4 protein-coding genes are annotated in these 3,819 nt (G+C 68.8%); 1 reads left to right on the top strand and 3 read right to left on the bottom strand.

Features of this window, described 5'->3' with window-relative positions; genetic code table 11:
* Nucleotides 1-321: 321 nt before the first annotated feature.
* Together FL344_RS37915 and rpsU are read right to left on the bottom strand one after the other, a co-directional pair.
* Nucleotides 322-780: a GatB/YqeY domain-containing protein gene (locus tag FL344_RS37915; protein ID WP_026114338.1), complete on the bottom strand. Its 459-nt coding sequence runs from the start codon at nt 778-780 to the stop codon at nt 322-324.
* A 104-nt stretch (nt 781-884) separates the two neighbouring features.
* The gene (gene rpsU / locus FL344_RS37910) at nt 885-1,079 is read right to left on the bottom strand and encodes a 30S ribosomal protein S21 (RefSeq protein WP_002614080.1); all 195 of its coding nucleotides are present in this window, start codon (nt 1,077-1,079) and stop codon (nt 885-887) included.
* 111 nt (nt 1,080-1,190) lie between these two features.
* On the opposite strand from rpsU, the gene FL344_RS37905 reads away from it, so the two are divergent.
* On the top strand, nt 1,191-2,804 hold the full coding sequence (locus FL344_RS37905) for a HEAT repeat domain-containing protein (protein ID WP_141621926.1): 1,614 nt from the start codon (nt 1,191-1,193) through the stop codon (nt 2,802-2,804).
* Nucleotides 2,805-2,826: 22 nt separating this feature from the next.
* On the opposite strand, the gene FL344_RS37900 is transcribed toward FL344_RS37905, so the two are convergent.
* Nucleotides 2,827-3,738, bottom strand: a complete 912-nt coding sequence (locus FL344_RS37900; RefSeq protein WP_026114337.1) for a GGDEF domain-containing protein — start codon at nt 3,736-3,738, stop codon at nt 2,827-2,829.
* Between the last annotated feature and the right edge of the window lie 81 nt (nt 3,739-3,819).

The following is a 3,819-nucleotide window of genomic DNA, read 5'->3' as shown; positions in this document are numbered from 1 at the left end:
CCCCTGGGCGGGCCCAGCCCCTGCATCCTGCCTGGCAGGGCTGACGTCGCCTGCCCACCGGCCGACCTGGCGGATCATCCCCATGGGGGCTGAAGCCGGAGCGCTCGCGAGGGCAGGGAGTGGTTGCGGCATGGGGTGGACTCCTGAGGCCCCTGCACGCGACTTCCGCTGGGGGGAGCGGGGGGCACGGCGGGACTGACCCAGGCACTTAATGACGAGGGGCCGAGGGAGCAAGTTTCCGCATCCCTGTCCAGCCCTTCAATGCAAAGGCGCCGCCGGTTTCCCGACAGCGCCAGCGCTGACCTCAGAACGGTGGAATGCTCAAGAGAGCTTCGCGAGCTCCGACTTCACGGCCTCGGAGATGGCTCGGCCTTCCGCCTTGCCGTGAATCTTGGCGTTCAGGTTCTTCATCACCGCGCCCATGTCCTTGGGACCCTTGGCGCCCGTCTCGGCGATGGCGGCACGGACCTCGGCGGCCAGCTCGTCGGCGGTCAGCTGCTTGGGCAGGTAGTTCTGAAGGATGCTGATTTCAGCCTCTTCCTTCTCTGCCAGCTCCGGGCGGCCACCCGTCTTGAACTGCTCCACGGAATCACGGCGCTGCTTGATGAGGCCGGCGATGATGGTGAGGACTCCCGCGTCATCCAGTGCGGACGCGCCGGGCTCCACTTCCTTGTACTTCACCGCGCTCTTGAGCATCCGCAGCACGCTGAGCGTCAGCTCGTTCTTGGACCGCATCGCGTCCTTCAGGTCCGCGTCGATCCGCTCCTTCAGGGTGGCCATGGTCGCAGCTCCGGAGGGTAAGACGTTGTTCAGGGGGACTTCGACGGCGGGAGCCAGGGCACCTGACATCGGTGGCGCCCCGGCTCCACGCGCGAGGCACGCGCCTAGAACGACTTGCGGGCCTTCTTCACAGCGCGCTTCTTGGCGGCGAGGGCCTTCTTCTTCCGCTTCACGGAAGGCTTCTCGTAGTGCTCGCGCTTACGGATCTCGGAAAGGATTCCAGCCTTCTCGGTGGCCTTCTTGAAGCGCTTGAGGGCGCTCTCGATGGACTCTCCTTCCTTCACTCGGATACCGGGCATGCAGTCACCTCCTTCCGCCGTACGTAGATGTGGGTGTAGATCAAAAGGGGCAGCGGGTATGACCCACTGAGAGGGAAAACGCAAGGACGCTGGACGAAAAGGCTAAGTCGGATGGACTACACTGTCCGCCTCGTGAGCCCAGCCCTCCTCCTGGTGGTACTCCTGACGACCGGCCAGCAGCAAGGTGGGACCCCAACCCGAGAATGCTGGATGTCCTGTCAGCGGCACGTGACGGATCCGGCCCTGCGCGCTCGGACCTGCGGCAGCTGCCTGCCGGGCGGCCGCGTGGATTCCTGGGTGCAGGGTCTGGCGGGGCAGCGGCCCATTCCCCGGGCGCCGCTCGTCTCCGCCATGAAGGACCCGGACTGGCGGGTGAGGTGGGCGGCGGTGCGCGCGGATGCCAGGCGTCAGGGCGTCACGGATCGCCGGGCCCTGGCGGATTGGGTCATGGCGGAGCCGGTGTCGTCCAACCTGACGGCGTGTCTGACGGCGGCTCGCGCCGCGGCGGAGGCCGGGGCTTCCTCCGCGAAGTTCCTGCGAGAGGCCGGACCTCGCGGCGCCAACGCCGCGGCCCGCGTGTGGGGGCGACGGGAGGCCATTCGCGAGGCGCTGGAGCTGGAGCTGTACGCGGAGGACCTGGCGGTTCGGGGCTCGGCGCTGGCCCACCTGGCCGCGTTCCTGAGCCGCAAGCCCGCCCGCGTCCTGCTGGACGCCATGGCGACGCGGCCGGAGAGCGTGGATGCGGTCAGCGCCAGCGCGCTCAAGGTGGTGGCCGGACGCAGCCGGTCGTCGGTGGGACGGATGCTGCTGGATGAGGCGAAGCCCGCGGAGGAGGCGCGCATCAACCGGCTCTTCGCTGTGTATTCGAAGGAGCTGGAGGGCATGCAGCCGGAGCTGACCGTGGCGGATCCACTTCAGCGCCGACGCGCGGTGGAGTCGTTGCGCGTGTATGGGCCGCTGGCGATGCGGGAGCTGGAGCGGGCGCTCGGCGATTCGGACCGATGGGTGCGCCGGGATGCGGCGCGGGCGCTGGCCGAGGCGGAAGGCGTCCCGCTGCGCACGGCGGCGGAGCGGCGCATCGAGTCGAGTGACGCGATGCGGGCTCGGCCGTGGCTGGAGGCCATGGCGAGGGAGAAGGGGTGTGCGGCGTTCTTCCAGGGGACGGCTCGGGACAAGGCGCTGGCCGCATCCGTCCGAGGGGCCGCGCTGGCACAACTGGCGGACTGTAGCGAGGGGGCTCGAGACCGGGTGTCCTCGGTGGAGCCGTTCCTGACAGATGCGCAGCCGCTGCTGCGGGCAGGGGCCGTGCGGGCCTTGAGCGGTTTGACGACGCGGCAGCCGGGAGTGTCAGAGGCCACCTCGCGTGCGCTGAGGGACGGGGCTCCCGAGGTGGTGAGCGCCGCACTGGAGTTGCTGGCGCTTCAACGGCAGACGTCCCGAGGCGATGAGGCCGCGATGCTGCTGGAGTCGGAACATGTGGTGGTGCGCACCGCCGCCGCCGAGGCACTGGAGCAGATTGGCCGCGCGTCCCATGTGAAGGCGCTGGCCGGGTGTCTGCGGGAGGACCCGGAGGCCGCTGTGCGGGTGGCCGCGGCAACGGCCCTGGGCCGGATTGGCGGAGCGCAGGCGGCGGCCGCGCTATCGGACGCAGCCGCGCGCGACCCGGATTCCCATGTGAAGCACGTATCGCGCGAGGCGCTGCGGCGACTGGGCTTCGGCCAATAGGCGCGGGGGCCGCGCCCGAAACTCAGAGCCCGCTGATGGCCTTCGCGTCCACGCGGTTCCGGCCTGCGCGCTTCGCCCGGTACAGGTACTTGTCCGCCGCGGCGATGAGGTCCTCGGGCTGGGAGAAGTCCGAGTCCAGCAGCGTGGCCACGCCCAGGCTGATGGTCACCTTGATGGGCGTGCCGCTGAAGACGAAGTCGGCCTTGTCCACGGCGTACCGGCAGCGCTCCGCGCACGCCAGGGCCTGGTCCTCGGCGGACTCGCGCAGCATCAGCGCGAACTCCTCGCCGCCGTAGCGCGCGAGCAGGTCCTCGGTGCGCACCGTGTCGCTCACCCGCTGGGCGATGCGCGTCAGCACGTAGTCACCAGCCGGGTGGCCATACGCGTCGTTGATCTTCTTGAAGTGGTCCACGTCGAAGAGGACCAGCGACAGCGGCACCCGGTGGCGCAGGCAGTAGCTGAACTCCTTGCGCACCGTCTCCAGGAAGTACTTCTTGTTGTAGACGCGGGTGAGGCCGTCACGCGTGGCGGACTCATAGATGCTGCGCTGGTACTGCTCCTCCAGCGCGTCCTGGATGGAGAACTTGAGGACGGTGTTGGAGCCGATCTGGATCTTGTCGCCGTCGTAGAGCGGGGCGGCGTTGACCTTCAGGCCGTTGAGGTACGTCCCGTTCGTGCTGGCCAGGTCCACCAGTTGGAACCGGCCGTCTCCCAGCGCCACCACCTTGGCGTGCTTGCGGGAGATGCCGTCATCCTCGACCTGGAACTGCGCCTCGGAGCTGCGCCCCAGGACGACCTCGGAGCGGTCCAGCTTGAACATCCGCCCGATGCCCGCCGCGGACTTGGCGCTGATGACGATCAGATACGCGCTCTGCTGCTGGGCACTGCCCAGCAGGTCCGAAATCGAATGGACGGAAGTTTTCTCCTCGGACATCGCGGCACCCATCTTACGGGCCGCCTTTTCGCGGCGGCAAGCATACTGCCCGACTCTCCACTACTCTCCTCGGGGCCGCCG

This window comes from Myxococcus sp. AB036A, from assembly GCF_006547355.1.
GTDB lineage: Bacteria > Myxococcota > Myxococcia > Myxococcales > Myxococcaceae > Myxococcus > Myxococcus virescens.
Note: the sequence above shows the minus strand (reverse complement) of the source record. Positions and strands in the feature narration are given on the sequence as shown.

Coding starts and splice junctions, on each gene's coding strand:
- FL344_RS37905 (WP_141621926.1), top strand. CDS start 1,191: ATGGACTACACTGTCCGCCTCGTGAGCCCAGCCCTCCTCCTGGTGGTA.
- FL344_RS37900 (WP_026114337.1), bottom strand. CDS start 3,738: ATGTCCGAGGAGAAAACTTCCGTCCATTCGATTTCGGACCTGCTGGGC.
- FL344_RS37915 (WP_026114338.1), bottom strand. CDS start 780: ATGGCCACCCTGAAGGAGCGGATCGACGCGGACCTGAAGGACGCGATG.
- rpsU (WP_002614080.1), bottom strand. CDS start 1,079: ATGCCCGGTATCCGAGTGAAGGAAGGAGAGTCCATCGAGAGCGCCCTC.